The 24,795-nt window shown below is 53.7% G+C and carries 27 protein-coding genes; 12 read left to right on the forward strand and 15 right to left on the reverse strand.

The annotated features are described in order from the left end of the window. Positions 1–18: 18 nt before the first annotated feature. Positions 19–852 carry a zinc-ribbon domain-containing protein gene (locus V7775_RS17910; protein WP_335753288.1) on the reverse strand — a complete coding sequence of 278 codons (834 nt, stop codon included), beginning with the start codon at positions 850–852 and terminating at the stop codon, positions 19–21. Positions 853–1,018: 166 nt separating this feature from the next. Between V7775_RS17910 and V7775_RS17915 the strand changes: the two genes are divergently transcribed. Genes V7775_RS17915 through V7775_RS17930 form a run of 4 tightly spaced genes read left to right on the forward strand, consistent with a single transcriptional unit; the run spans position 1,019 to position 3,930 of the window. Further along, a complete protein-coding gene (locus V7775_RS17915) occupies positions 1,019–1,696 on the forward strand; it encodes a cell division ATP-binding protein FtsE (RefSeq protein ID WP_335753289.1) in 678 nt (225 codons plus the stop codon). After that, complete coding sequence (locus tag V7775_RS17920; RefSeq protein WP_335753290.1) at positions 1,693–2,601, forward strand: cell division protein FtsX; 909 nt, start codon at positions 1,693–1,695, stop codon at positions 2,599–2,601. Before V7775_RS17915 ends, V7775_RS17920 begins: the two co-directional genes overlap by 4 nt. Further along, the gene (locus tag V7775_RS17925) at positions 2,598–3,338 is read left to right on the forward strand and encodes a lysophospholipid acyltransferase family protein (RefSeq protein ID WP_335753291.1); all 741 of its coding nucleotides are present in this window, start codon (positions 2,598–2,600) and stop codon (positions 3,336–3,338) included. The genes V7775_RS17920 and V7775_RS17925 overlap by 4 nt, the downstream gene beginning before the upstream one ends. Then, positions 3,325–3,930: an MSMEG_1061 family FMN-dependent PPOX-type flavoprotein gene (locus tag V7775_RS17930; RefSeq protein WP_335753292.1), complete on the forward strand. Its 606-nt coding sequence runs from the start codon at positions 3,325–3,327 to the stop codon at positions 3,928–3,930. Before V7775_RS17925 ends, V7775_RS17930 begins: the two co-directional genes overlap by 14 nt. Before the next feature lie 15 nt (positions 3,931–3,945). Here V7775_RS17930 and lpdA read toward each other — a convergent pair whose 3' ends face one another. From lpdA to V7775_RS17995, 13 genes are all read right to left on the reverse strand, one after another. Next, a complete protein-coding gene (lpdA, locus tag V7775_RS17935; RefSeq protein ID WP_335753293.1) occupies positions 3,946–5,334 on the reverse strand; it encodes a dihydrolipoyl dehydrogenase in 1,389 nt (462 codons plus the stop codon). Between the two features lie 45 nt (positions 5,335–5,379). Next, positions 5,380–5,643 (reverse strand): hypothetical protein, encoded by a 264-nt coding sequence (locus V7775_RS17940; protein WP_335753294.1) that lies wholly within the window; start codon positions 5,641–5,643, stop codon positions 5,380–5,382. 105 nt (positions 5,644–5,748) lie between these two features. Further along, positions 5,749–6,174 (reverse strand): hypothetical protein, encoded by a 426-nt coding sequence (locus V7775_RS17945; protein WP_335753295.1) that lies wholly within the window; start codon positions 6,172–6,174, stop codon positions 5,749–5,751. Between the two features lie 8 nt (positions 6,175–6,182). After that, positions 6,183–7,685: a 2-oxoglutarate dehydrogenase complex dihydrolipoyllysine-residue succinyltransferase gene (gene odhB / locus V7775_RS17950; protein ID WP_335753296.1), complete on the reverse strand. Its 1,503-nt coding sequence runs from the start codon at positions 7,683–7,685 to the stop codon at positions 6,183–6,185. Between the two features lie 3 nt (positions 7,686–7,688). Next, positions 7,689–10,643, reverse strand: a complete 2,955-nt coding sequence (locus tag V7775_RS17955) for a 2-oxoglutarate dehydrogenase E1 component (RefSeq protein WP_335753297.1) — start codon at positions 10,641–10,643, stop codon at positions 7,689–7,691. Positions 10,644–11,051: 408 nt separating this feature from the next. Next, positions 11,052–11,939: a succinate--CoA ligase subunit alpha gene (sucD, locus tag V7775_RS17960; protein ID WP_335753298.1), complete on the reverse strand. Its 888-nt coding sequence runs from the start codon at positions 11,937–11,939 to the stop codon at positions 11,052–11,054. Position 11,940: 1 nt separating this feature from the next. Then, entirely contained in the window at positions 11,941–12,366 is a 426-nt protein-coding gene (locus V7775_RS17965) for a hypothetical protein (protein WP_335753299.1), read from the reverse strand. Between the two features lie 4 nt (positions 12,367–12,370). After that, the gene (gene sucC, locus V7775_RS17970; protein WP_335753300.1) at positions 12,371–13,564 is read right to left on the reverse strand and encodes an ADP-forming succinate--CoA ligase subunit beta; all 1,194 of its coding nucleotides are present in this window, start codon (positions 13,562–13,564) and stop codon (positions 12,371–12,373) included. 187 nt (positions 13,565–13,751) lie between these two features. Beyond that, positions 13,752–14,468 (reverse strand): DUF4344 domain-containing metallopeptidase, encoded by a 717-nt coding sequence (locus tag V7775_RS17975; RefSeq protein ID WP_335753301.1) that lies wholly within the window; start codon positions 14,466–14,468, stop codon positions 13,752–13,754. Beyond that, positions 14,465–15,499 carry a MaoC family dehydratase gene (locus V7775_RS17980; RefSeq protein ID WP_335753302.1) on the reverse strand — a complete coding sequence of 345 codons (1,035 nt, stop codon included), beginning with the start codon at positions 15,497–15,499 and terminating at the stop codon, positions 14,465–14,467. The genes V7775_RS17975 and V7775_RS17980 overlap by 4 nt, the downstream gene beginning before the upstream one ends. A gap of 1 nt (position 15,500) precedes the next feature. After that, a complete protein-coding gene (locus tag V7775_RS17985) occupies positions 15,501–15,704 on the reverse strand; it encodes a DUF1737 domain-containing protein (RefSeq protein ID WP_335753303.1) in 204 nt (67 codons plus the stop codon). A 16-nt stretch (positions 15,705–15,720) separates the two neighbouring features. Beyond that, positions 15,721–16,275, reverse strand: coding sequence for an NnrU family protein (locus V7775_RS17990; protein ID WP_335753304.1), 555 nt, complete (start codon positions 16,273–16,275; stop codon positions 15,721–15,723). A 3-nt stretch (positions 16,276–16,278) separates the two neighbouring features. Then, positions 16,279–17,136: an HpcH/HpaI aldolase/citrate lyase family protein gene (locus V7775_RS17995; RefSeq protein WP_335753305.1), complete on the reverse strand. Its 858-nt coding sequence runs from the start codon at positions 17,134–17,136 to the stop codon at positions 16,279–16,281. Between the two features lie 288 nt (positions 17,137–17,424). Between V7775_RS17995 and V7775_RS18000 the strand changes: the two genes are divergently transcribed. Continuing rightward, positions 17,425–17,757: a hypothetical protein gene (locus tag V7775_RS18000; protein ID WP_335753306.1), complete on the forward strand. Its 333-nt coding sequence runs from the start codon at positions 17,425–17,427 to the stop codon at positions 17,755–17,757. Between the two features lie 2 nt (positions 17,758–17,759). Here the strand turns inward: V7775_RS18000 and V7775_RS18005 are convergent, their stop codons facing one another. Then, the gene (locus tag V7775_RS18005) at positions 17,760–18,515 is read right to left on the reverse strand and encodes a sulfite exporter TauE/SafE family protein (protein WP_335753307.1); all 756 of its coding nucleotides are present in this window, start codon (positions 18,513–18,515) and stop codon (positions 17,760–17,762) included. A gap of 395 nt (positions 18,516–18,910) precedes the next feature. On the opposite strand from V7775_RS18005, the gene mdh reads away from it, so the two are divergent. From mdh to V7775_RS18040, 7 genes are all read left to right on the forward strand, one after another. Continuing rightward, entirely contained in the window at positions 18,911–19,873 is a 963-nt protein-coding gene (gene mdh / locus V7775_RS18010) for a malate dehydrogenase (RefSeq protein WP_335753308.1), read from the forward strand. A 125-nt stretch (positions 19,874–19,998) separates the two neighbouring features. Next, positions 19,999–20,661 carry a DUF1194 domain-containing protein gene (locus V7775_RS18015; RefSeq protein WP_335753309.1) on the forward strand — a complete coding sequence of 221 codons (663 nt, stop codon included), beginning with the start codon at positions 19,999–20,001 and terminating at the stop codon, positions 20,659–20,661. 152 nt (positions 20,662–20,813) lie between these two features. Beyond that, positions 20,814–21,197, forward strand: coding sequence for a succinate dehydrogenase, cytochrome b556 subunit (gene sdhC, locus V7775_RS18020; RefSeq protein ID WP_335753310.1), 384 nt, complete (start codon positions 20,814–20,816; stop codon positions 21,195–21,197). A gap of 10 nt (positions 21,198–21,207) precedes the next feature. Continuing rightward, a complete protein-coding gene (gene sdhD / locus V7775_RS18025) occupies positions 21,208–21,579 on the forward strand; it encodes a succinate dehydrogenase, hydrophobic membrane anchor protein (RefSeq protein ID WP_335753311.1) in 372 nt (123 codons plus the stop codon). A 183-nt stretch (positions 21,580–21,762) separates the two neighbouring features. Further along, a complete protein-coding gene (gene sdhA / locus V7775_RS18030) occupies positions 21,763–23,568 on the forward strand; it encodes a succinate dehydrogenase flavoprotein subunit (protein ID WP_335753312.1) in 1,806 nt (601 codons plus the stop codon). A 2-nt stretch (positions 23,569–23,570) separates the two neighbouring features. Beyond that, positions 23,571–24,467 carry a hypothetical protein gene (locus V7775_RS18035; RefSeq protein ID WP_335753313.1) on the forward strand — a complete coding sequence of 299 codons (897 nt, stop codon included), beginning with the start codon at positions 23,571–23,573 and terminating at the stop codon, positions 24,465–24,467. Beyond that, complete coding sequence (locus tag V7775_RS18040; protein WP_335753314.1) at positions 24,464–24,787, forward strand: hypothetical protein; 324 nt, start codon at positions 24,464–24,466, stop codon at positions 24,785–24,787. The genes V7775_RS18035 and V7775_RS18040 overlap by 4 nt, the downstream gene beginning before the upstream one ends. Positions 24,788–24,795: the final 8 nt, after the last annotated feature.

A 24,795-nucleotide genomic window follows, 5' to 3' on the forward strand; every position in this document is an offset into this window, starting at 1 on the left:
AACCTATCCGCCGTTTGATTATCTGCTTTCTTCAGCCGCTGAATCGAGAGATTTCAGCATCGACTGCAACTTGATATCAAGCCAGCCGCGCCCTTGATCAACTATGGACACATAGCTTTGAAGCGGTGCTTTGAGAGCAGGAACGGCATCGGCCAGACGCGGCGCAAGCACGTAGACCGCTGCCAGAACAATAAAGATCAACAAGACAGTGAGGAAACCCGTTCTAAAGCCACGGCGTTTCCGCTGGCGTGTGGGCGCCTCGATTTCGGGCTCAACGTCGGCGGCCCCTGAACCGCTTCGCGCGCTCCCTGAGCGCAGGGTTGAATTGATTTCGTCAATGTCGGGTAGCAGATCACGGCGAGACCCTAGTGCGGCTGATGTGGTGTCGGTAACGGCACCACTACCACCTGCAGCTTGAATTTCAGTAGAATCGTTGCCGCGTAGGCGCGCCATCCGTTCACGTGCTTCGCGGGCACGGCGATCTGTATCATCTTCGGGGCTTGTATCTTCAAGGTCCATGCCGAGGTCTGGTTGGCTTTCCAGTCCACCAGACTGGGCCGTCCGACGTGCGGCTTGTTCGGCTTCGGCCTCTTGGCGTAGAATGTCTGCTACCGCAGGATCAAGCTGTTTCCGCTCGGGTTCTGCTGGCGGAGGAGGAGGGGGTGGTGGCGCCGTTTCCTCGTCTGGGGCATGATCATCTGACGCGGCAATGTCGTCATTGGGTGTATGATCGGGGTGATGTTGAAACCATGTTTGACCACAGTTCGAGCATTGAACATCACGACCTGCCGTGGGCATGACATCATCAGGCACTTCATATTGTGCATCGCAATTTGGACAGATTAGTCTCATTTTGTGCCCCGAAACATCGGTCTTTGACCTGTTTACTACTCATTAACACTAGCATAAGAGGTAAGCCCCTTAACGAAAAGGTGTAATCTGGTGCATTCGGGTGTTGGGGACGGATTGAAAGTCAAGCGATGCTCAGGCACAACAGGCTAACTGATAGGGGCAGACAGTGATTGAGCTGGAAAACGTAGCTTATAGCTATAGCGGTGGGGAGTTGTTGTCTGACATCTCATTGAAGCTTGCGCCGGGGTCATTCCATTTTTTGACCGGCCCATCTGGCTCAGGGAAAACGACCTTGATGAAGTTATGTTACGGCGCGTTATTGCCGACGGCGGGTCATGTACGGTTGTTTGATACGGATGTGCGGGCGTTGACCCGCGATGACGTGGCCCAACTGCGCCGCCGCGTCGGGGTGGTGCATCAAGATTGTCAGTTCTTGGATCACTTACCCGTCAGCGAAAATATTGCATTGCCGCTACATGTGTCTGGCCGTAGTAGCGAAGCCGCTGGCGAGGATTTGGGCGATTTGTTGCATTGGGTCGGCCTTACGGAGCGCGCAAATGCACTGCCGGCAGAATTATCAGGAGGTGAGCGGCAACGCGCGGCATTGGCCCGTGCGGTGATTATGTCGCCGGATGTGATATTGGCTGATGAACCCACAGGCAATGTAGATTGGGAAATGTCCCAACGGTTGTTGCGTCTTTTGATTGAGCTAAACCGCATGGGAAAAACCGTGCTGATCGCCACCCACGACCTTAGCCTTATTCGCGCAACCAAGGCCCATGTGCAGGCCCGGGTTTTACGCATTGCCAATCGCCGGATTCAGCTGGCCGGAGCTGACTTGTGAGAGGCGCGTTGGAGAATATTCGTCGCGCGTTTCATTCTGATGCGCAGGCTGACCGTGTTGTGCCACCATCGGGATTTACCGCGCAACTGATATTATTTGCTGCCGGCGCGATGGCATTTCTCGCGGTGTTTGCACTTGCTTTGTCCCTTGCTTCGGGAAGGTTGGCTGAACGCTGGGGCGAGGAACTTGCGCGTTCAGCTACCATCCGCATCGCAGCACCCTCTGATCAGCGACAGGCCCAAACGGAAGCGGCGCTACGTATCCTTGAAACCACACGCGGTATCGCGCAGGCCCGCGCCTTAAGTGACGATGAGCAAGCCGCACTATTGGCGCCGTGGTTTGGCGAAGGTCTTGAACTGGCAGCATTGCCTGTACCACGTCTGATCGAGGTGATCGAAACCTCAGAGGGCATGGATGCCGCAGGGTTACGCCTAAGGTTGGCCGCCGAAGTCCCGGGGGCGGTATTGGATGACCACAGCAGATGGCGCGCACCGTTGGTCAAAGCTGCGAGTAGATTGCGCCTGTTGGGATGGGCCGCGATCATCCTGATAGCTGCAGTTACGGCTGCTATGGTGACGCTTGCCGCGAATGCGGCGCTGGCTGCGAATGCGCAATTGATTGCGGTTTTGCGACTTGTTGGGGCTAAAGACGATTACATCGCGCATGCATTTATCCGTCGGTTCACCTTGCGTGCGTTGATTGGCGCGGCTGTAGGGATGGTGCTGGGGATGATTGCAGTCATATTTTTGCCGAGCGGGGGCGATGATGCCGCTAGTTTCCTCACAGGACTGGGGTTTCAGGGGCTGCATTGGTTGCTGCCTCTTTTGATCCCACCGTTGGCAGCTGCTGTGGCGTTTGCTGCAACACGTATGGCCGCAAAACGAACGTTGGAAGGGTTGTCATGAACATATTGCAATGGATCCGATCGGTCCTGTTTATCATACAAGCAACAGTGATGCTGCCGTTGATTGGCCTGATCTGGGCGCCGTGGGCAATGGTATCAAAACGCGGAGCTTATTCAGCATGCCATGCCTATGCTGGCTGGGTGATTTGGTCCGCAGGTTGGATGATTAACTTGCGCTGTGAAGTGCGCGGAACACCACCTGACATGGCAGCAATTGTCCCTTCCAAACACCAGTCGTTTCTCGATATCTTGCTGATCTTCCATGCGTTGCCTTCGGCCAAATTTGTGATGAAGAACCAACTGCGCTGGTCTCCGGTTTTGGGGCAATATGCGACCAAGATGCAGATGGTATTTGTAGATCGTGGTAAACGGGGTGCTGCGATCACAAAGATGCTTGCGGACGTTGAAGCGGGACAACGTGAACCCGGTCAATTGGTGATCTACCCTCAGGGCACGCGCTCTCCTCCCGGCACTAAAATGCCCTATAAGGTGGGGACAGCAGTGCTGTATGAACAGTTAGAGCAGCCGTGCTATCCGGTTGCTACTAATGCGGGTGTATTCTGGCCGCGTCGGGGATTGTATCGCCGGCCAGGTGTGGCAGTGGTTGAGTTCTTACCCCACATTGCGACAGGGATGGAACGTAACGCGTTTGTGGCAGAGCTAGAGAGACGGATCGAGACTGCTTCGGATGCTTTGTTGGAAGAAACAGGACTGGCACATCTTTATGGACAAGATTGATAACATCCCCGAACTTGAGGCGTTGTACGGCACACCAGGTGCTGCATCCCTACGCAAAGTCGCGAACCATCTGACACCACTCTATCGCAAATGGATCATTGCCTCTCAGCTTTGCATCCTGAGTACTGTGGGAGCAGAGGGCACTGATGGCAGCCCGCGCGGTGATGACGGCCCCGTTGTTCTGGAACTTGATCAACACAGACTTGCCCTGCCTGATTGGCGCGGAAACCAACGTTTGGATACGCTGCGCAATATCGTAGAAGACGGGCGCATATCTTGCCTGTTTATTGTTCCAGGATCAAACAATGTAGTGCGGGTGAATGGCACTGCTTGGGTGACCGCGGATAAAGACCTGCGGGCACGGTTTGAGAAAAAGAGCCGCCAGCCTGCAACTGTCATTATCATCGAGATAGTAGAGATTTATAGCCAATGTGCACGCGCATTGATGCGCGCAAAAACATGGGCCGGAGCTGACCTGAGTGATGGGCTTCCTACTGTTGGTCAAATTTTGGCGGAAGTGTCGGAAGGGGATGAGGGCGGCGCAGAGTACGATGCAGCGTGGGCGCCGCGCGCGGCCAAAACCATGTGGTAGGCCGCGCGCAGTAATTTACATGTGGATCGCGCCGTCACCACAGGCCAGTGCTGCTTCACGTACAGCTTCCGAGAACGTCGGGTGCGCATGGCAGGTCATTGCCAAGTCTTGAGCAGACGCACCAAATTCCATTGCAACGCAGACTTCATGGATCAGATCACCTGCTGATGGCCCAATGATGTGACAGCCCAAAATGCGGTCGGTCTCTTTGTCAGCGATCAGTTTTACAAACCCGTCGCCGGAAAAGTTCGCTTTGGCACGGGCGTTGCCCATAAAGCTGAACTTACCAACTTTATATGCACGACCAGCTGCTTTCAGCGTTTCTTCGGTTTCACCTACATTTGCCACTTCGGGGTGGGTGTAGATCACTCCGGGGATGAGGGAGTAGTTCACGTGGCCGTGCTGGCCTGCGATTGTCTCGGCGGCTGCCATGCCTTCGTCTTCGGCTTTATGCGCTAGCATAGGGCCCTCGATGACGTCACCGATGGCGTAGATGCCTTTGACGGATGTTTCCCATGTACCATTCACAGCGATCTGACCGCGATCGGTCATGGCAACATTCAAGGCCTCAAGGCCAAGTCCATCAACAAACGGACGGCGGCCTGTGGAGAGCAGAACAGTGTCAGCGTCAATCACATGCTCACTGTCGTCTTTGCGCAGCTTGTAGGTGACTTTGGCTTTTGACTTGCTGGTTTCCGTTTTCTGGACGGCTGCACCCATAACGAACTTAAGGCCTTGTTTTTTCAATAATCTTTGGAGGTTCTTGCTCACCTCGGCATCCATGCCAGGGGTGACATGATCAAGGAATTCAATCACGGTCACTTCGGCACCAAGACGGGCGTAGACCGAGCCAAGCTCAAGCCCGATCACACCAGCGCCAATGACGATCATCTTTTTGGGAACTTTGCCCAGTTCAAGCGCACCAGTTGAGCTGACAACGATTTTTTCGTCAACTTCAACACCGCCCAAAGGGGCAGGCTCGGAGCCTGTTGCGATGATAATGTTCTTGGCGGTGTGGGTGTCGTCACCGACTGTAACTTTGCCAGCTTCAGGGATGGTTGCCCAGCCTTTGATCCAGTCTACCTTGTTCTTTTTGAACAAGAATTCGATACCCTTGGTATTGGTGTCAACGGTGGACTGCTTGTACTTGAGCATTTGTGGCCAATCGACGGACGGGCTTTTGCCCTTTAGTCCCATCTCGGCAAAGTTATGCTCGGCTTCGTGCAGCATGTGCGACGAATGAAGCAGCGCCTTTGACGGGATACAGCCCACGTTCAAGCAGGTGCCGCCCAATGTTTCACGGCCCTCGACGCAGGCAGTTTTCAGGCCCAATTGGGCGCAACGGATGGCCGCGACATAGCCGCCGGGGCCGGAGCCGATGATGATGACGTCATAGTCAGACATGAGAGTCTCCTTGATAAATATTGTAGCAGGCAAGCGCTGTGGCAATTACGCTGTTTCGATGAAAAAATGACTGGCGTGAGTGACGGTTGAGGCGTCATCCGAGTTGAGTGCGTTTGAGCGAGTGATCCACGTTTCGGCCCGGGATCGGTCGTTGACGGACAGGAGAGCAAAAGCATGTGTTGTGCTGTCGGCGTCGCGCCAGATTTGCAACACGCTGAGGCCCGCATCGCGACGCGCTTCGTCATCGGCCATGAAGGCGGTTTGCCATGCAGTGAAATCGGTGACTTCATAGTGGGCGATCAGTTGCATGTTTCGAGCTTTCTAATCTTGGAGAAATGTTAAGGGGTCGCAGTGTGGTAAACGTGGAGGACATGGTTTTGCTTTGAGGCATGTTGGGCCCTTCAAAAGAATTGGTCAAACTGCATGGGTTGATTTTTTAATGTGTTTTTCCTTGTCCAGCGCATGCCCCACTCCGAAACAACAAATCAGCCCAACGATCCCCACTGGTAAGGACACAATCGTTAGAAACCCGATGAAGAAAAGGCATGCGCTCACGATAACGGCGAGGACCGTGCCAAGCCAAACAACAGCTCTGCCGCCGCGCGGGCGCGCTGACCAAAGACATGCTCCGAATGTAATCAAACCGGCAGGCAGGAAGGTCAAGCCAGCCCACAGTAGGATTGTTGTGTCCCAGTCATTCGTGGCCCACAAGATGAGCAACCCCAAAGGTGCAAAGCACAAGCCGGGAAGCCAACCGAAGAGCATTTTTCTTGCTTTCCATTTTGTTGGTTCCGCGTCTTGCAAACGCTCTGCTCCCGCCTTTGGTTTTGTGGCGTTCATTTTCTAGATTATAAATCCATCAACAGACGGCGTGGATCTTCAAGTGCTTCTTTCACGCGCACAAGGAAGGTCACGGCACCTTTGCCGTCTACGATACGGTGATCATAGCTGAGGGCGAGGTACATCATCGGGCGGATGACAACTTGGCCATTGATCGCCATGGGACGGTCTTGGATTTTGTGCATGCCAAGGATGCCGGACTGTGGTGGATTCAGGATGGGTGAGGACATAAGCGAGCCGTAGACACCACCGTTTGAGATGGTGAAGGTGCCGCCCTGCATTTCCGCCATAGACAGTTTGCCGTCACGCGCACGGGTGCCTTTTTCGGCGATTGCTTTTTCGATGTCTGCAAAGCCCATCGCATCCGCGTCACGGATAACCGGCACAACAAGGCCTGTAGGCGTACCAGCTGCGATGCCCATGTGAACGAATTTTTTGTAGACAACATCGGTGCCGTCGATCTCGGCGTTGACCTCTGGTACTTCGCGCAACGCATGAACACACGCCTTGGTAAAGAAGGACATAAAGCCAAGTTTTACGCCGTGTTTCTTGAGGAACAGGTCTTTGTATTCATTGCGCAAGGACATCACCTCGGTCATGTCGACCTCGTTGTAGGTGGTGAGCATGGCAGCCGTGTTCTGGCTTTCTTTCAGGCGACGGGCAATGGTTTGGCGCAGACGGGTCATTTTCACCCGTTCTTCGCGGGAGGCGTCATCGGCGCTGGAAGCGGCACGCGGTGCAGCGGCGGCAGGTGCCGGAGCTGCGGCGGCATTGCCAGCGGCAAGCGCCTTGGCCACATCGTCTTTCATAACGCGACCGTCACGGCCAGAGCCTGTAACCTGATCACGGTTCAAGCCTGCTTCGGCCATTGCCTTTTTGGCGGATGGGGCATCTTCGATGTCCTTGCCAGTAGGTGCTGCCGCTGGCGCGGCAGGTGCTGCAGCAGGTTTTGCAACTGCCGCGCCTGCACCTGATGTAATCACCGCCAGTTTGGCCGAGGCATCCACAGTTGCGCCTTCTTCGGCTACAATCGCAGTCAGAGTACCTGCGGCGGGGCTAGGGACTTCGACTGATACTTTGTCGGTTTCCAGCTCACAAAGCATTTCGTCCTGTGCGACGGTATCGCCAACTTTCTTGAACCATGTGCTGACGGTTGCTTCTGTCACAGACTCGCCCAAAGTTGGAACCATCACATCAACAGATGCACTCGCTTCGGCCGCTGCAGGTTGTGCGGCTGGGCTGGCATCTTTTGCCGCAGCAGGGGTTGCAGCCGCCCCTTCGGAGACAGTTGCCAGAAGGGCATCAACGCCTACGGTCTCGCCTTCGGCAGCGACGATCTCGTTCAACGTGCCAGCAATGGGACTGGGAACTTCGACCGTAACCTTATCTGTTTCCAGCTCGCACAGCATTTCGTCGACAGCAACGGTATCACCTGGCTTTTTGAACCATGTGGCTACTGTCGCTTCAGTAACGGACTCGCCCAATGTGGGCACGCGGACTTCACTACTCATGATTCAGGATCCTTTTACTGTCAGCGCTTCGTTCACGAGGGCTGCTTGTTGTGCTTTGTGTTGCGATGCAAGGCCAGTTGCGGGCGATGCTGCGGTGGCGCGGCCTGCATAGTCGGGCCGGTTGTGTTTTGCTTTGATGCGGCTCAGAACCCATTCGATATTGGGTTCGATAAAGCTCCATGCACCTTGGTTCTTGGGCTCTTCCTGACACCAGACCATTTCGGCGTTCTTAAATCGCTCAAGTTCCTTCACCGCGGATTGGGCGGGGAAGGGGTAGAACTGTTCAAAACGCAGGATGTAGACATCTTCGATACCGCGTGCATCACGTTCTTCAAGCAGGTCATAGTATACCTTGCCTGAACACATCACGACGCGCTTGATATCTTTGTCTGCAGCCAGTTTGGTATCGGAATTGCCCTGCTGGGCGTCATCCCAAAGAACACGGTGAAAGCTGGAACCTGTTGTGAATTCTTCGGTCTTGCTGACTGCCATTTTGTGGCGCAACAAGGACTTTGGGGTCATCAACATGAGCGGCTTGCGGTAGCTGCGGTGTAGCTGGCGGCGTAGGATGTGAAAGTAGTTGGCCGGGGTTGTGCAGTTGGCAACGATCCAGTTGTCACCGCCACACATGGTCAAGAAACGTTCCAGACGTGCGGAGGAGTGTTCCGGTCCTTGGCCTTCATAGCCATGCGGCATAAGGCAAACGAGGCCAGACATACGCAGCCATTTGCTTTCACCTGATGAGATGAATTGGTCAAACATGATTTGTGCGCCGTTGGCGAAGTCCCCAAATTGCGCTTCCCACAGGGTCAGTGCGTTTGGTTCTGCAAGCGAATACCCATATTCAAAACCCAGTACGGCGTATTCTGACAACATCGAGTCGATGACTTCGTATTCTGCCTGACCTTTGCGGATATTGTTGAGCGGGTAATACCGTTCTTCAGTATCTTGGTTGATCAAGGCTGAGTGGCGTTGGGAGAAAGTGCCGCGCGTACTGTCCTGACCAGAAAGGCGGACTTTGTAACCCTCAGTTAGCAAGGAACCAAACGCAAGCGCTTCGGCGGTGGCCCAATCAAAACCTTCGCCATTCTTGAGCATATTGGCCTTTGCATCCATTAGACGGCCAACCGTTTTGTGGACCGGATACCCTTCTGGAATAGTACTGAGGGCCGTACCAACGTCTTTCATAGTTTCTGGCGCAATCGCCGTTTCACCACGCTGATATTGGTCTTTGTTTTTGTCCAGGTGGGACCACTTACCATCAAGCCAGTCAGCTTTGTTCGGGCGGTATTCTTTACCAGCCTCAAATTCACTGTTCAGCTTGGCCTGAAACTCAGCTTTCATGTCCTCGATCTCGCCCTCGGGGATGAGGCCGTCCTTGACCAAGCGGTCGGTATAGAGAGTAAGCGTGGTTTTCTGCTTTTTGATCTTTTTGTACATGACGGGGTTTGTGAACATCGGTTCATCCCCTTCATTGTGACCAAAGCGGCGGTAGCAGATGAGGTCAATGACCACGTCTTTGTGGAACTTTTGGCGGAATTCGGTTGCGACGCGCGCGGCATGAACAACGGCCTCTGGATCATCACCATTCACGTGGAAGATTGGTGCCTCAACAACCAGCGCATTGTCAGTGGGGTAGGGGGATGAGCGCGAGAAGTGCGGTGCGGTGGTAAAGCCGATCTGGTTATTCACAACGATGTGCATCGTGCCGCCAGTTTTGTGACCTCGCAAGCCGGACAGGGCAAAACATTCTGCCACTACGCCTTGGCCCGCAAACGCGGCATCACCGTGAAGCAAGATTGGCATGACGGCGATGCGATCTTTGTCGCCCAACTGATCCTGCTTGGCGCGAACCTTGCCGATAACAACAGGGTTCACGGCCTCTAGGTGCGAGGGGTTGGCGGTCAGTGACAGGTGCACTGTGTTGCCGTCAAATTCGCGGTCCGAGGAGGCCCCGAGGTGATATTTCACATCGCCTGAACCATCGACATCTTCGGGCTTGAAACTGCCACCTTGAAATTCGTTAAAGATCGCGCGGTAGGGCTTTTGCATCACGTTGGCCAGCACGGATAAACGGCCACGGTGCGGCATACCGATAACGACATCACGCACACCCAGATTGCCGCCACGTTTGATGATCTGCTCCATCGCGGGGATCAGGCTTTCGCCGCCATCAAGACCAAAACGTTTTGTGCCCATGTATTTGACGTGCAGGAATTTCTCAAAACCTTCGGCCTCGACCAGTTTGTTCAGGATCGCCTTGCGGCCCTGCTTGGTGAACTGGATTTCCTTGCCGTAGCCCTCAATCCGTTCCTTCAGCCATGCGGCTTCTTGAGGGTTGGAGATGTGCATGTACTGCAACGCAAAAGTGCCGCAATAGGTGGCTTTCAGGATGTCGGTGATCTGACGCATGGTTGCGATCTGCAGGCCAAGCACGTTGTCGATAAAGATCGGACGATCCATATCGGCATCGGTAAAGCCGTATGATTTTGCGTCGAGTTCGGGGTGGTTGTTGATTTCGCGCATGCCAAGCGGATCAAGGTCAGCAGCGAGGTGGCCACGGATGCGATACGCGCGGATGATCATCAACGCACGTATGCTGTCCAAAACGGCGCGCTGGATTTGATCGTCAGTGATTTCTACGCCCTTTGCAGCGGCTTGCTTGGCAATCTTGCCGCCTGCGGCTTTTGCTTCAACCGGCCATTCGCCTGTGAGTGCTGCCGTTAGGTCGTCGCCGGGCATGGGAGGCCAGTCGCTGCGCGCCCAGGAAGGGCCTGTCGCCTCTGCCTTTACATCATTTTCTGCATCGCCGAGCGCTTTGAAGAACTCCTGCCATGCTGCATCGACCGCATTGGGGTCATTGGCATAGCGGGCATACATCTGCTCTAAATACTCGGCATTGTGGCCTTGCATGAAGGAAGAGGCGTGGAATTGGTCGTTGGCGGGATGGTCAGTCATTGGTCTACCTCGTTTGGATTGGCAGGATCAGTTATGCGCGCTGCGTAAAGCACTAAATTCAGAATAAGAGTGGTGGGAAAGGTGACCAAAAAAATCAGGGCACCACCAAAGCCTCTACCATCATCGCTAATTCCCTTGAGTGGACCAAGCGTTGCCTCCCAGTAGGCTGGCAGAATGAAATATGCGAGCGTGCCTATCGCAAAGGGTGAAAACGAAATCAGTAAGATGGGCTGAAGCCGGATTGCTCGGGGATTTCGAACGATCCATAAAGTGAGCGTGAATAGGAATGCGATATAGACAACGGAAAGACCCATCATGGATCTCCTGAGCAGCAATGCCGCTTGGTATCCCCCATCCGGTCACACGGACGGGGGATACCTTCGTTGTTTATGTATTTCCTTAGCTGCATTAGCCCTTGCTGATCGCTTCTTGCACTGCTTCACCAAGCGTCGCAGGGCTATCAGCAACAACAATACCTGCTTCGCGCATGGCGTTGATTTTGCTTTCTGCGTCGCCTTTGCCGCCAGCAACAATCGCGCCTGCGTGGCCCATGCGGCGGCCTGGAGGGGCTGTGCGGCCCGCGATGAAGCCCGCAGTTGGTTTCCAGCGGCCTTTTTTGCGCTCGTCTGCAAGGAACTGGGCCGCTTCTTCTTCGGCGGAACCGCCGATTTCACCGATCATGATGATGGATGTTGTTTCTGGATCGGCGAGGAACATCTCAAGGATATCGATATGCTCTGAACCCTTGATCGGATCGCCACCGATACCGACGGCAGAGGATTGGCCAAGGCCCAGATCGGTTGTCTGCTTTACCGCTTCATAGGTCAACGTGCCGGAGCGCGATACAACACCGCAAGAGCCGCGCTTGTGGATATGTCCGGGCATGATGCCGATTTTGCATGCATCCGGTGTGATGACGCCGGGACAGTTGGGGCCGATCAAACGGGATTTGGAGCCGTCCAACGCACGCTGTACGCGCATCATGTCCAGAACCGGAATACCTTCGGTGATACAGATGATCAGTTCCATTTCGGCATCAATGGCCTCAAGGATTGAATCCGCAGCAAAGGGGGGCGGTACGTAAATCACAGAAGCGTTCGCCTCGGTCACGTGCTTTGCTTCGTGGACAGAGTTGAACACGGGCAGGTCGAGATGGGACTGGCCACCTTTGCCAGGCGTTACGCCGCCAACCATTTTGGTGCCGTATGCAATTGCTTGTTCTGTGTGGAAAGTACCCTGTGAACCCGTGAGGCCCTGACAGATTACTTTGGTGTTTTCGTCGATGAGTATGGCCATCTTATTTTTCCTTGAAGTGTGACCTGATAAAATCAGCGGTTTCGGATTCTATCGAGGTGATTTTGTTGAGTGCATGTTTGTACAGGGCCTTACCAAGCGGAGCCTCGGGCGCAGCGTCTTCGCTGTCACGGTTCGAGGCGAGTTGCTCGATGTTCATGGCACTTTGGGGTGCGCTGGCGGTGATCTTTAGATCAAGCACCAGTTCCTTGTGTTCGCCCTGTCCACTTTTATTGGCAAAACTCTCAATTCTGGAGGCTTGAACTATGCCATATGCTGCCAGTCCATGCCCTCCAGATTGTTCAGAGGTCCAAACGAAAATTTCTTCTCCAGCTTGAATATCGGCCTGCTTGTAAGGTCGCGCATGTATCAGCGCGACCCCATCAGAGTCGATGCTCAAAGGTGGATCAATTTTCGCGATCAGTGCCATTCCCTCAGCCCTTAACCGCTTTCACGATTTTCTGCGCACCATCTTTCAGGTTGTCGGCGGCAATCACGTCTAAGCCGGAGTTGTTGATGATGGCTTTGCCTTCTGCAACGTTTGTACCCTCAAGGCGCACAACAAGCGGAACCTTTAGGCCAACTTCTTTTACGGCTGCTACAACACCCTCTGCGATAACGTCACAGCGCATGATGCCACCAAAGATGTTCACCAAGATGCCTTTGACCTGTGGGTCAGACGTGATGATTTTGAACGCTTCGGTAACTTTCTCTTTGGTAGCGCCGCCACCAACGTCGAGGAAGTTTGCAGGCTCGGCGCCATAAAGTTTGATGATGTCCATTGTCGCCATCGCGAGGCCAGCGCCGTTCACCATACAGCCGATTTCACCATCCAGAGCGATGTAGTTGAGGTCGTATTTGGACGCCTCTAGCTCTTTGCTGTCTTCTTCGGTTTCGTCACGCAGTTCAGCCACTTCGGCCTGACGGTACATTGCGTTGCCGTCAAAGGAGACTTTTGCGTCGAGTACTTTCAGATCGCCACTGTCGGTTACGATCAGCGGGTTGATTTCCAACATTTCCATGTCGCGCTCGATGAAGGCTTTGTAGAGCAGACCCATCAGGTTAACGCACTGCTTGACTGCTTTGCCTTGCAGGCCCAGCGTAAATGCGATGCGGCGGCCGTGGAATGCTTGGAAACCAGTTGCTGGATCAACGGAGAAGTTGATGATTTTCTCAGGTGTGTTCGCAGCGACTTCCTCGATGTCCATGCCACCTTCGGTGGAACAAACGAAACCAACGCGAGATGTTTCACGATCCACAAGCAGGGCGAGGTACAATTCTGTCTCGATGCCGGAGCCGTCTTCGATGTAGACGCGGTTGACCTGTTTGCCAGCCGGACCCGTTTGGTGTGTGACCAACGTGCGGCCCAACATTTTTTTGGTTTCTTCTGCGGCTTCGGCCACAGATTTGGTCAGGCGTACACCGCCCGCGTCACCAGCGTCGGCTTCTTTAAATTTACCTTTGCCGCGTCCACCTGCGTGGATTTGCGCTTTTACGACCCACAGTGGCCCGTCAAGTTCGCTGGCGGCTGCTTTGGCATCTTCTGCCTTGAGTACAACGCGTCCATCGGAGACTGGTGCGCCGTAGCTACGTAGGAGGGCTTTAGCTTGGTATTCGTGGATGTTCATATCGAAACGGTCCCGTCTTTGGTTCTGATCATGCGTGTTATACGCTAGTTACGTAATATTTCCTGAACAGCATTTCGCAGGTAGTAGAATTAATCCACTGAAAAGCGACATTTGTGATCACACGATAAAAGTGTGTGATCACAAAATGAATTTTGAGGAAGGTGCAGGGGTGAAAATATGGTGAGAATCAACGAAACGCTGGAGAAATATCACGCAGATGTGTTTCAAATTCGGTGCAAATAACGATGCTTTGGTCCTGTGGGTCATAAAAGGCGTTGGCCTCGCCGCAAGATTCGACAGACACTTTGATGTCTGAGGGGAGCTGAAGCTGAGCATTCAGGGCTTTAACTTCGGCGCTGATAATATTGGCTGTAAAATTATCAACTGAACTGGAGTAGGTCAGGCTTTTACCACCACCATGGGCTGTGATTTCGTCAAAAACCGGTCCCCAACTATCGTTTGCGAGATTGAATTCATCCTCGCAACCTTCTGCGCGATCGGTGGGCAGGTTCATGTCATCAGCAAAATCATCGCGATTGTCAGGGTCAGCTCCATAAAACAGACAGACAAGATTGTAGAACCTTTGCAGATCGGGGCCATGTACATCTGACCACGCAATGTCATTGGCGGTTTCGCCAGCTTCGGCCTGAAACCCCAATGCAGCATCGTAGGCGATTTCAATCGCGGTTTCATTTTCAAAGGTGGAATCAATGAGCAAAATGGAAGCAGTGTCAGCGGCATCTTCTTCCTGCCCGAAGACAGGAAGGTGCATCACGTCGATCAGGGCGTGGCCAAGTTCGTGATAGAAAATAGAGAGCAGATTGGCCTCAACAAAGGAATCCGTTGCCTCCTCGCTTTGAACTGGGGTTGCGGCCAGTGCGAGGAGTGTAACGATTGCCCTCATGTTGGGATCAATGCCCAGTAATCTAGATCGAGCAGAACAGTGGGGAGGTATTTACCGTCTTCACCGCGCAATTCGAACGGGGTGCCGCCTTTTGTTGCGACAAGGCGCAGGCGGATCGCGCTAACACCCGGGGCGGGTGTTTCGGCTTTGTCGATCACTTCTGACCATGCGCGAATGGTATCGCCCGACAGGCAGGGGTTTGCGTGTGCACCCCCGTTCAAACCAACAACCATCTGCGCGTTGGCCAATCCGTTGAAGGACAGTGCGCGCGCCATTGAGATAACGTGGCCACCATAGATCAGACGGCTGCCATCTGGACGGGCGGATGTGTCAAAGTGGACCTTGGCCGTGTTCTGCCACAGGCGCGTGGCCATCATGTGTTCGGCTTCTTCAATGGTCACGCCGTCAACGTGGTCGATCTTTTCGCCAATGTCGTAGTCGCCCCAGCGATGGGGCTCCCCCGCGAGATCAAAGTTGTAGTTGGAAAAATCGAGACCTTTGGGGATGACCAGATCAGAGGCCGCAATCGCTTTGGGCAGTTCAGGCACAACCGTTTCCGGGGCAGGAGCGTCTACATCGCGTTTGCGCACCATAACCCAACGGACATATTCCATGACTGCTTCGTCGTGCTGGTTCAGACCTGTTGTACGGACATAAACAACGCCAGTTTTTCCGTTGGAGTTTTGCTTTACGCCGATCACTTCGGATTGGCTACGCAGCGTATCGCCGGGCCAGACAGGCAACAGCCAACGGCCTTGGGCATAGCCAAGGTTTGCGACAGCGTTCAATGAGACGTCGGGCACAGTTTTCCCAAATATCACGTGGAATGCGATCATGTCGTCCAGCGGGCTGAACGGTAGGCCACAGTCCTGAGCGAACTGATCAGAGGAGTAGAGCGCGTGGCGTGCTGGATATAACATGTGATAAAGTGCGCGCTCACCCATCTTGACTGTGCGCGGCACAGCGTGGGTGAGAACCTGACCAACGGAGTAATCTTCAAAGAAGCGACCAGCGTTTGTTTTTGTGGCCATGCTAATGTGCTCCCAGTTTTGTTTCAGGTGTGTAGGTGCCCTCAACTTCCTTCATCACGGATTGGCCGCAGCGCATAATTCCCGCTGCGTGATCCCATGTCTGCGTAGGAGAGCCATATAGCTCCCACCCATTGTTGAGGGCTTCAGTGACTTTGTGACAAAACGCGGAGGTGTCTTCCTCCGACAGGAAACGGTATAGTTTCATGATGTTATCCGTGAGTTCAGGAGAAAGGCGAAACGCCTAGCGCAAGGTGAATGAGGCTGATGACGGTGAACATGACCAGTGTGATGACGGCAAGGCGGATGTAGGTTTTTTGTCCTGCTGGTTCAGGGGCAACCCAATCTGGTTCCGCGCGGTTGATCAAGATGACTGAGCCAACGGCCCAAGCAAGAATGCCTCCAAACAGAATAATGGATGCGAGATCGCCGTTTACCAGCAGGTGCGCAGCAGCCCATATTTTAACTGCCACCAGCTGTGGGTGGCGCAGCATATAGGCTGGCCATGCCTTGGCCCCTTTGGCAGCACTGGATCCATAAACCCAAAGTGCAAGCAGCATGGCAAGGTTGTTAATGCCTGTTAGAAAGGTCGGGGGCGACCAAACAGGAATAAACGCAGCCATGCGGTACCCGATGATCATTAAGATAAGAGACGCAACGATAGCCACCGCTACGATCCCTTTACCGGGTTTCCCCAATGCAACACGCTGATCTGGCATAAGTCGTGTGAAGTAATGTGCTGCCGTCCAAAGAACGACGCCGATTATTAGTAGGGCCATGGGTTACTCCGCGCTGAGTGCTTCAATAGCCTCAAGTTTTGCCAGTGTTTCACGCGCAGTTGCAACATGTAGATTCTCAACGATCTTGCCATCAACTACTGCAACGCCCTGACCGGTGGCTTCACATTCCTCAAATGCGGCGATCTGGCGACGTGCGACTTCGATCTCGGCCTCTGACGGGGAGAATGCCTCATTTGCCACATCAAGCTGGGAAGGGTGGATCAGCGTTTTACCGTCAAAACCCATGTCGCGGCCCTGATCAGACTCAATACGCAGCCCTTCGTCGTCTTTAAATGCGTTGTAGACACCATCAATTAGGGCAATGCCGTGTGCTTTACCTGCCAAGACACATAATCCTAGTCCAGCCATCAGCGGTAGGCGGTCAGCGCGAAAGCGTGTTTGAAGGTCTTTGGCCAGATCGTTTGTGCCCATGACCATGCCCTGCAACTGTTTGTGTGCGGCAATCGCTGCAGCATTCAGCATACCTAAAGGTGTCTCCATCATGGCCCACAACGGGACATCACCCACAATAGCGGCAAGCGCGTCGAGATCCGCCGGCGAGTTGACCTTAGGCAACAGAATCGCATCAGCGCCCATTTCTTTGGCGGCCTTTGCATCATCAGCGCCCCATTCGGTGTCCAGCCCGTTGATGCGGATGATCTTCATACGGCTGCCATAACCGCCTGTTGCCAAAGCCTCTGCGAGCGTCACGCGTGCAGCAATTTTCTCCTCAGGAATCACAGCATCTTCGAGATCAAAAATTATCGCGTCCGTTGGTAGGCCGCGGGCCTTATCCAGCGCACGGGGTTTGGAACCGGGAATGTAGAGGACGGAACGCAATGGGCGGGAGATAGAGGGCATGAGAAGATCCTGAATTATTTGATGACGTAATATTGTTGCGCGTAGAGGGGCATTTTTGGCCGTAAACATCAAGCGCAATCGTGCCGCAGCGCAGCAAAAGATCTGTTGCGGCAAGTAGCGAACGCACCGTTAACCCCGTTTTCAGGTCGCTTGGGGCAGGATTGTTCCAAGTTGCAGATGTTTGATTGGCAGACTGGTCTTGTTGCCGGAACCCAAAGAAAGCCGCTGCAGCAGCACGGATCAACGGTGGCATAGGATGCCACGCCTCCCCACTGGAAAGGCACTGATATGACACGAACTGCAAAATTCCTTCACCTTGTTGCGCTGACGGCTGCGGCGGCCCTGTTTTTGGCCACGACCACCTCAGCCAAGGCACAAGCCCAACAAAACTGTGGTCCACGTGCTTCGGTTATCAAAAAGCTGGCCGAGAAGTACGGCGAAACGCGTCAATCGGTAGGCATTGGGTCAAACAACGCAATGGTTGAAGTATTTGCCAGCGACGATACTGGGAGTTGGACAATCCTTGTGACGCGGCCAACGGGGGTGACGTGCCTTGTCGCGTCAGGACAGGCTTTTGAAGAAGTTGCAGAGGCGTTACCTGCAAAAGGAAATGACGCTTAGGGTTAAGTCAGCCCGTCCCAGATGAGTTTGAGACCTGTAATCGTAAGAAACACATATGTGAGCGCAAAGAATATGCGCTCCGGCACAGCGTGATGCGCGCGAACCCCCAGCCAGGTGCCCGCAAGCGCAAATGGGGCGAGAACTAAGTTGGCCTTTGCCGTCTCTAAGGTGAACATCCCAAGAAATGCATAGGGGATGAATTTGGCGATGTTGATCGCCCAGAATGTCAGAACTGATGTGGCTTGATACCCTGTCTTGCTGAGCTTTCGCGAGAGAAGATACACAGCCGCTGGCGGGCCGCCCGCGTGACTTACAAAACTGGTAAAACCAGCCACGACACCCGCGAATACCCCAGCACTATCTGACATGGGGCGCGATCCAATTGTGAGCCATCCGCGCTTTAAGCTTATTTGCCAAATTACAAATCCAACGGACACTGCACCAATCATCAGCCTGAGAAAATCGGGGGATGCCACACAGTAAAGTGCGGCGCCTAGCGCCACGCCAGGTAGTCCACCTGCGATGAGCAGCAGTGTTTCGCGTAGGTGCCAACGGCCCCAATAGGGTTTGAGGGAGGCCAGATCGATAAGCATCAACAAGGGAAGCATCACGCCCAATGCCAATCCTGGGTCAACGACCAGTGCTAGCACTGAAGCTGAAGCAAAAGCGGCACCAGAGCCGAACCCCCCTTTGGAAATTCCAGCGAATAGTACAGCTGGCCCAGCGATTGCGAAGAACCATAGGTCGAGATCAAGCATGATGGCCTCTTGTAGTTACCTCACAATCGAAACCTCTACAGGAAATGGTAAGCGGTCCAACTGTTGATTTCGTTCTTGGCGGTTTTTGATTAGCGCTAAATGACAAAAAACCCATGAGATTGCGGTTAAGTCAGGTAATCTGTCGGATTTCACTGCCGTGGCGACGTTTGGTTGCATCTATTCTGCGCTAGGGTGTCGAAGCTGTGAAACCAATTTTTAAAATCCTACTAAAATATTGAAAAATATAAGTAACATTGATTTCATACGATACGTGAACATGGGAGAATGTGGTGGGAAGAGAGCCTATTGGTCCAGCTCATGTTGAACTCCAACTTGCAAGAATGCCTCGGAGGGTTTATGCCGCCGCCAACGCAAACCTCATGGAGTACTGCAAAATGGCACGAGCCAAAATTGCGCTGATCGGCGCGGGTAACATCGGTGGCACACTTGCTCACCTCGCGGCTGTCAAAGAATTGGGCGACGTTGTTATGTTCGACATCGCCGATGGTCTGCCGCAGGGTAAGGCCCTTGATATTGCAGAATCCGGCCCGTCCGAGGGTTTTGATGCTGCCATGTCTGGCACGTCGGATTACGCTGATATCGCTGGCGCAGATGTATGTATCGTTACAGCTGGTGTTGCACGCAAGCCGGGCATGTCACGTGATGATCTGTTGGGCATCAACCTCAAGGTTATGAAATCCGTAGGCGAAGGCATCGCTGCCCATGCGCCAAACGCATTTGTTATCTGTATCACAAACCCGCTTGATGCGATGGTTTGGGCACTGCGCGAATTCTCTGGTCTGCCACATGAAAAAGTATGCGGCATGGCGGGTGTTCTTGATTCGGCACGCTTCCGCCACTTCCTTGCTGATGAGTTCAACGTTTCCATGCGTGACGTGACTGCATTTGTTTTGGGTGGTCACGGCGATACAATGGTTCCATTGACGCGCTACTCAACAGTTGCGGGCATCCCGCTCCCTGACCTGGTGAAAATGGGCTGGACCACACAAGAGAAACTGGACGCAATCGTTCAGCGTACACGTGATGGCGGCGCAGAGATTGTTGGCCTGTTGAAAACAGGTTCCGCGTTCTACGCACCTGCAACCTCAGCCATCGAAATGGCCGAAGCATACCTGAAAGACCAAAAGCGCGTCCTGCCATGTGCAGCCTATGTTGACGGTGCTTATGGCCTAAACGGCTTTTATGTGGGTGTCCCAACAGTGATTGGCGCCGGTGGCGTTGAGAAAGTTGTTGAGATCTCCATGAACAAAGACGAGCAGGCAATGTTCGACAGCTCTGTTTCTGCAGTTAAAGGTCTCGTTGAGGCATGCAAAAGTATCGACGGTTCACTGAACTAAGTTTTCTTAGACATAAATTACGAAAAGGCGCGCCAGCAATGGTGCGCCTTTTTTTCGTTATGGGCCCCGGATCGCGCAGGGAGATGTAATATAGACGTTTGGATGGAAAGAGTTAAGGTGGCAGTATGCACATTCTATCTGCCTTTTTATTTGCTTTTTGGCCGACCATATCTTGGTCTTGTGATCTTGCGCTTGTATTGGCCGTTGATGTTTCTGGTTCAGTAGATCAACAAGAATATCGCGTTCAGATGGATGGTCTTGCTGCTGCACTGCGCGACGGTACTGTTGTGGATGCATTGATCGACCAGCGCGCTCAGGTCACTTTGATCCAATGGTCAGGCAGTGGCCGTCAGCGTCAAACTATTGAGTGGCGCCAGATCGACGATGCTGCTGGTGCAGCGGCGCTGGCTACGGCGATATCCGATGATCCCCGTGTCTGGCGCAATTTCTCGACTGCGGTTGGGGAGGCTATAGGCTTGTCATTAGATGTACTGGCGCAAGTCCCCAATTGTCGCCGCAAGGTGATCGATGTTTCAGGGGATGGGGTGTCAAATGAGGGGCCCGCACCACAAGAGTATCGCGATGCTTTGGGTGCTGCGGATGTGACCGTGAATGCACTGGCAATCGAGACAGGTGACGATGACCTAACCGCATGGTTTTTTGAAAACCTCATTCAGGGTGAGGGCGCTTTTGTGATCACAGCAAATGGATTTGAGGATTATCCTGATCAAATCCGTCGGAAATTACAGCGGGAAACGACTCGACAGCTGAGTTTGGCTCTCCCGTGATCACAGGGATGTCTGCTGTGATCACAAAGTTGCGAGGTACGACAAATTATCGCTCAATTCGTACAAACAGGCCTCCGATTCACTGCTTGTTCACGTGACAGCGGCGAAAAGTTTGTTAGTAGTAGAAGCAAGTAGCCACAAAGGAGCCTGATATGGCCGATGTGAACCGGGGCAACCGCCCTCTGTCGCCGCATTTGACGATCTACCGCCCGCAGCTAACCTCGATGACGTCGATCCTGACACGGATCACAGGCAACGCGATGTTGATTTCGGCTTTGCTAATTGTCTGGTGGTTTCTCGCCGCAGCAAGCGGACCCACCTATTTTGCCATTGTGAACGGCTTCCTGACCAGCTGGTTTGGTGACCTGATCATGTTCTTCTCGGTTCTTGGTCTTTGGTACCACACGCTTGCGGGTATTCGTCACCTGATTTGGGATAACGCCATTGCGATGGACATCCCGACAGCGGAAAAACTGGGTTGGGCTATTATTGGCGGTTCGGTTGTACTGACGTTGATCACAGTTATCGCGGTTTAAGGAGAGCATCATGGCATATTTGACAGACCGCAAGCGCGCAAAAGGTCTTGGTTCTGCCAAGACGGGTACAGCGCACTTCTGGGCGATGAAAGTCAGCGCGGTTGCGTTGCTTATCCTCCTACCGTTGTTTGTATTTACATTCGGCGCTGCGCTGGGCGGCACCTACGAAGAGATTGTTGCCTATTACGGGCGTCCTTTCCCTGCAATTATTGCGGCCCTTACCATCGCAGTGACGTTCAAGCACTTTAATGACGGTGTGCAGACGCTGCTCGAAGACTACGTGCATGGCATGGCGCAAAAGATCTCAATTATCGTAATGACCTGCATCAGCTACGGCGCTGCGGCGATTGGCATCTTCGCGATTGCGCGACTGGCGCTGTAGCGAATAAATAAAAGGTGTGGCGGTCCTGTTAGGTATGTCGGCCACCTGAACCAGAATTCAAATGAATGACCGACTGGTCTGTCATTAGAGAACATCAGATGATCGTGCGCCAAGGGCCGCGAACGTACAGACAGGGTTTGAACCGCAGAGGCGGACATCCCCCAAGCTTGAAGAGGGCGCGATATGGCTGCTTATGAATATGAGACCCACGAATATGACGTTGTTGTTGTAGGGGCAGGGGGCGCAGGTTTGCGCGCCACATTGGGTATGGCAGAACAAGGGCTGCGGACTGCCTGTGTTTCCAAAGTATTCCCAACCCGCTCACACACTGTGGCGGCACAAGGCGGTATCGCTGCCAGCCTCAGCAACATGGGTCCTGATAACTGGCAGTGGCACATGTACGACACGGTCAAAGGGTCTGACTGGTTGGGCGATACGGATGCGATGGAATATCTCGCACGTGAAGCGCCAAAGGCTGTGTACGAGCTGGAGCACTACGGTGTTCCTTTCTCGCGCACCGAAGAAGGCAAGATTTATCAGCGCCCGTTTGGCGGCCACACAACTGAATTCGGCGAAGGCCCACCCGTGCAGCGTACCTGCGCTGCGGCTGACCGTACGGGTCACGCGATCCTGCACACGCTTTATGGTCAATCGCTTAAGCATAACGCGGAATTCTACATTGAATATTTCGCCATTGATCTGGTGATGTCTGATGACGGCGTCTGCCAAGGTGTTCTGTGCTGGAAGCTGGATGACGGCACCATGCACCTGTTCAGCGCCAAAATGGTTGTGCTGGCCACAGGTGGTTATGGGCGCGCATATTTCTCGGCTACTTCAGCGCATACATGTACTGGCGATGGCGGCGGCATGGCGGCACGCGCTGGTCTGGCGTTGCAGGACATGGAATTTGTTCAGTTCCATCCAACCGGCATTTACGGCGCTGGTACTCTGATCACCGAAGGGGCGCGCGGCGAGGGCGGTTACCTGACCAACTCCGAAGGCGAACGCTTTATGGAGCGGTATGCGCCGACCTACAAAGACCTAGCATCGCGGGATGTTGTGAGCCGTTGTATGACGTTGGAAATTCGCGAAGGACGCGGTGTAGGTGATAAAAGTGACCACATCCACCTGCACCTGAACCACCTGCCCAAAGAAACGCTGGATCTGCGCCTGCCTGGAATCACCGAAAGCGCGCGCATTTTCGCAGGCGTGGACCTAACCAAAGAACCAATCCCTGTTCTTCCAACTGTGCACTATAACATGGGCGGAATTCCAACAAACTATTGGGGTGAAGTGTTGGCGCCAACTGCTGATAGTCCTGATGCGGTCTCACCCGGTCTGATGGCTGTTGGCGAAGCGGGCTGTGCCTCTGTTCACGGTGCAAACCGTCTGGGATCCAATTCCCTGATTGACCTTGTTGTATTTGGTCGCGCCGCGGCCATTCGCGCAGCTAAGATTGTTGATCCAACAACAGCAGTACCGACACCATCCCAGAAATCTATCGATGCAGCATTCGATCGCTTTGACGGTCTGCGCTACGCTCAGGGTGGTGTACCAACTGCTGAGCTGCGCCTTGAGATGCAGCAGACCATGCAGGCGGATGCGGCCGTATTCCGGACTGACAAGACGTTGGCAGAAGGCGAAGAGAAGATGAAAGGCGTTGCGGCAAAACTGGGCGATCTGAAAGTTACGGATAACTCGCTTGTCTGGAACTCTGATCTGATGGAAACGCTGGAACTGACCAACCTGATGCCCAACGCGGTTGCGACAATCACCGCTGCCGCTGCGCGTAAGGAAAGCCGTGGTGCCCACGCGCATGAGGATTATCCTGATCGCGATGACAAAACTTGGCGCAAGCACAGCCTTATCCGCTTTGAGGGCGATGCTGCCGCGTTGGATTTCCGTCCGGTGCACTTGAAACCATTGACCACCCACGACGAAGGCGGGATTGATCTGAAAAAGATCGCGCCGAAAAAACGGGTTTACTAAACATGACACGTGCGGCGCAGATGGACACAGTATGGTCGCAGGCTGGGTATTCCCCTGCTTGCGCCTTGCAGGTGTTTGGCATGCGCCGCTCGGGCAATCACGCCATTATTGATTGGTTGATGCGCAACGCACCGCAGGCCGCAACAGGTGGTGTGTTTTACAATAACTGTCGGTTTAACAAAAATCCTCTGCAGGCCTATGGATCACTTGATGTGTATGGCGTTGACGGCCAAGTACAGCCCCATAAAGATGTCCCTAAGGCCAATCGCATCGCGGCGGGTGGTGCCGCGCCGATGGTCATTGTCTCCTATGAGGACCGGATGCCGCAGCCCGTTGGCGCGCAACAAAAGGCCAGTGAGGGTTTTTCAGATGGAGATTTCACCCGTCAGGTCATCATCTATCGGAGTTTCCTGAACTGGTCGGCTTCCATGCTGGCAAAGCTCAAAAGAAATGACGGCTACGGCGCAACAGATCGCATGCGGATCATGGCGAATTCTTTGAATGGTTACATTGACGGGTTGGACCGTATCGCAGGCGCGCAAGACATTGTGGCCATCTGCTATGATGAATGGATGACGTCCGAGACCTACCGCGCAAGCATTCTTAAAAAGCTAAACCTGCCTTTGCGCGATCTAGAGCGTGGGACCGTACAGCGGTATGGGGGCGGTTCGTCTTTTCAGGAAAAAGGGACCGTGGCGGAGAACCTCAATAGCACTGCGCGAGATGTCGCCATGGCAGATGATCTTGAATATAAGATGCTGCTGTGGACTGCTGCGCATGATCTACGTTTTATGGAACGTTTGATCCCTCATTTTGAACAAGATGCAGAACGGCTGGCCACATTGGCCGAAACATCCAAGCTGCACATGACCCTACCGCCCAGAGAGGCCACACCATGATCCGAGCAATTATTCTAACAAGCGTATTGGCATTGTCGGCCTGTACAGAAGTACAAAACGCAGCAGATAAAACGGGCCGAAAGGCCGCGACATCTGCCGTGACAGAAGTTGTCGCGATCCACTTTCCACAAGTGCCCAAGTCCTTGATCGAGACCTTCACGGGATGCGTGATCGAAAACGCCCAAGCGGTCGAAGTTCGCGAACTGGCCAAAGCCTCTATTGTAGGGATCGACGACGACACTGTTGCGGTAGTGCGCAATGTGATGTCGCGCCCTGCTACCCAGACTTGTTTGCGTGAACGCGCGCTTACAGCACTTTAAGATTTTCA

The organism is Sulfitobacter sp., assembly GCF_036960155.1.
Taxonomy (GTDB): domain Bacteria; phylum Pseudomonadota; class Alphaproteobacteria; order Rhodobacterales; family Rhodobacteraceae; genus Sulfitobacter.

Bases quoted from the DNA above. Each gene is read 5' to 3' on its own strand.
- V7775_RS17910 (WP_335753288.1), bottom strand. From the start codon at position 852: ATGAGACTAATCTGTCCAAATTGCGATGCACAATATGAAGTGCCTGAT.
- V7775_RS17925 (WP_335753291.1), top strand. From the start codon at position 2,598: ATGAACATATTGCAATGGATCCGATCGGTCCTGTTTATCATACAAGCA.
- V7775_RS17930 (WP_335753292.1), top strand. From the start codon at position 3,325: ATGGACAAGATTGATAACATCCCCGAACTTGAGGCGTTGTACGGCACA.
- lpdA (WP_335753293.1), bottom strand. From the start codon at position 5,334: ATGTCTGACTATGACGTCATCATCATCGGCTCCGGCCCCGGCGGCTAT.
- V7775_RS17940 (WP_335753294.1), bottom strand. From the start codon at position 5,643: ATGCAACTGATCGCCCACTATGAAGTCACCGATTTCACTGCATGGCAA.
- V7775_RS17945 (WP_335753295.1), bottom strand. From the start codon at position 6,174: ATGAACGCCACAAAACCAAAGGCGGGAGCAGAGCGTTTGCAAGACGCG.
- odhB (WP_335753296.1), bottom strand. From the start codon at position 7,685: ATGAGTAGTGAAGTCCGCGTGCCCACATTGGGCGAGTCCGTTACTGAA.
- V7775_RS17955 (WP_335753297.1), bottom strand. From the start codon at position 10,643: ATGACTGACCATCCCGCCAACGACCAATTCCACGCCTCTTCCTTCATG.
- sucD (WP_335753298.1), bottom strand. From the start codon at position 11,939: ATGGCCATACTCATCGACGAAAACACCAAAGTAATCTGTCAGGGCCTC.
- V7775_RS17965 (WP_335753299.1), bottom strand. From the start codon at position 12,366: ATGGCACTGATCGCGAAAATTGATCCACCTTTGAGCATCGACTCTGAT.
- sucC (WP_335753300.1), bottom strand. From the start codon at position 13,564: ATGAACATCCACGAATACCAAGCTAAAGCCCTCCTACGTAGCTACGGC.
- V7775_RS17975 (WP_335753301.1), bottom strand. From the start codon at position 14,468: ATGAGGGCAATCGTTACACTCCTCGCACTGGCCGCAACCCCAGTTCAA.
- V7775_RS17980 (WP_335753302.1), bottom strand. From the start codon at position 15,499: ATGGCCACAAAAACAAACGCTGGTCGCTTCTTTGAAGATTACTCCGTT.
- V7775_RS17985 (WP_335753303.1), bottom strand. From the start codon at position 15,704: ATGAAACTATACCGTTTCCTGTCGGAGGAAGACACCTCCGCGTTTTGT.
- V7775_RS17990 (WP_335753304.1), bottom strand. From the start codon at position 16,275: ATGGCCCTACTAATAATCGGCGTCGTTCTTTGGACGGCAGCACATTAC.
- V7775_RS17995 (WP_335753305.1), bottom strand. From the start codon at position 17,136: ATGCCCTCTATCTCCCGCCCATTGCGTTCCGTCCTCTACATTCCCGGT.
- V7775_RS18000 (WP_335753306.1), top strand. From the start codon at position 17,425: ATGACACGAACTGCAAAATTCCTTCACCTTGTTGCGCTGACGGCTGCG.
- V7775_RS18005 (WP_335753307.1), bottom strand. From the start codon at position 18,515: ATGCTTGATCTCGACCTATGGTTCTTCGCAATCGCTGGGCCAGCTGTA.
- mdh (WP_335753308.1), top strand. From the start codon at position 18,911: ATGGCACGAGCCAAAATTGCGCTGATCGGCGCGGGTAACATCGGTGGC.
- V7775_RS18015 (WP_335753309.1), top strand. From the start codon at position 19,999: ATGCACATTCTATCTGCCTTTTTATTTGCTTTTTGGCCGACCATATCT.
- sdhC (WP_335753310.1), top strand. From the start codon at position 20,814: ATGGCCGATGTGAACCGGGGCAACCGCCCTCTGTCGCCGCATTTGACG.
- sdhD (WP_335753311.1), top strand. From the start codon at position 21,208: ATGGCATATTTGACAGACCGCAAGCGCGCAAAAGGTCTTGGTTCTGCC.
- sdhA (WP_335753312.1), top strand. From the start codon at position 21,763: ATGGCTGCTTATGAATATGAGACCCACGAATATGACGTTGTTGTTGTA.
- V7775_RS18035 (WP_335753313.1), top strand. From the start codon at position 23,571: ATGACACGTGCGGCGCAGATGGACACAGTATGGTCGCAGGCTGGGTAT.
- V7775_RS18040 (WP_335753314.1), top strand. From the start codon at position 24,464: ATGATCCGAGCAATTATTCTAACAAGCGTATTGGCATTGTCGGCCTGT.